Source organism: Peribacillus sp. P4_C12 (genome assembly GCF_056402095.1).
In genome coordinates, this window is record NZ_JBFUIB010000910.1 from 1 (window position 1) to 1,065 (window position 1,065).

Here is a 1,065-nt window from a genome sequence, read left to right on the forward strand (position 1 = left end):
CCTCTAATGAAAGAGTTACATTTAAGTCCTTCACAATGGGGAATTGTCGGCAGTTCGTTCTTTTGGTTCTTTACCTTCTCCTCTTTCATTATAGGGGGAATGGCCGATTCAAGAAATACGAAAAAAATGTTTACTTGGATCTCGTTTGTCTGGTTGATTGTTCAATTTACCACACCTTTTGTTTCCAGTCTGTCTCTGCTAGTAATAACAAGAATGGTCTTGGGAGCAGGAGAAGGTCCTGCTGTTGCTATATCAACTTCAATAATAGGAAAATGGTTCCCTAAACATAGACATGGTATAGGCTTTGGCGCTGTTCTCTTTGGAGCAACAATCGGGCCCGCGATTGCTTCGCCATTATTAATCTCCTTGATCAATGGATATGGATGGAGATCTGCTTTTATAGCAATGGGGATTGTTGGACTAATGGTGCTAGTTTTATGGTTGATTCTTGGAAAAGAAAGCCCTAAAGAAATCGGTTCGTATGCTTTTGATCAAGAAGATAAGCACTCAATAATTTCTTCTAATGTTTCTTGGCGTCAGTTTCTTCCGTATCTTTTATCTAAAAATTTTATTTTTATCGTTTTGTGTGCAGGTTGTGCCTATTGGTTATTGTCCGTTCAAGCGGTATGGTTTCCTGCATATTTTACCGAAATTCAACATTTTGATGGAAAAATGTTGAAACTTGCAGTGTCTTTACCTTTTCTTTTTGCTGCCATTTGCCAAATTGTATTTGCCTTGTTATCGGATCGGCTTTATCGAAAAACAGGAGATATTCGTAAAGCACGAATAAATGTTGCAGGGATTACGATGGTGCTATCCGCTATTTGTTTATTTCTTGCAAATGCCTTTAATTCTAGTGCTATTTCCATTCTATTCTTCATCCTTGCTCCGGGTTTTGCGATTGTTATTCTTTCACTCGCACCCGCCATATTAATGGAATTCTTTTCTCCCAAAAACATTGGAAAGGCTCAAGGGACCTATGTGGCTCTATCAAGTTCAACAAGCATTATTGCTCCACTCCTATTCGGGTATCTTATCCAGTTTGCTGGAACTAAGGCAATTGGA

General features: G+C 38.8%; 1 protein-coding gene. It reads left to right on the forward strand.

What is annotated here, in order from left to right; genetic code table 11:
• Positions 1 to 6: 6 nt before the first annotated feature.
• A partial coding sequence (locus tag AC1DUW_RS30145; protein WP_477644357.1) for an MFS transporter occupies positions 7 to 1,065 on the forward strand: 1,059 nt, incomplete at its 3' end.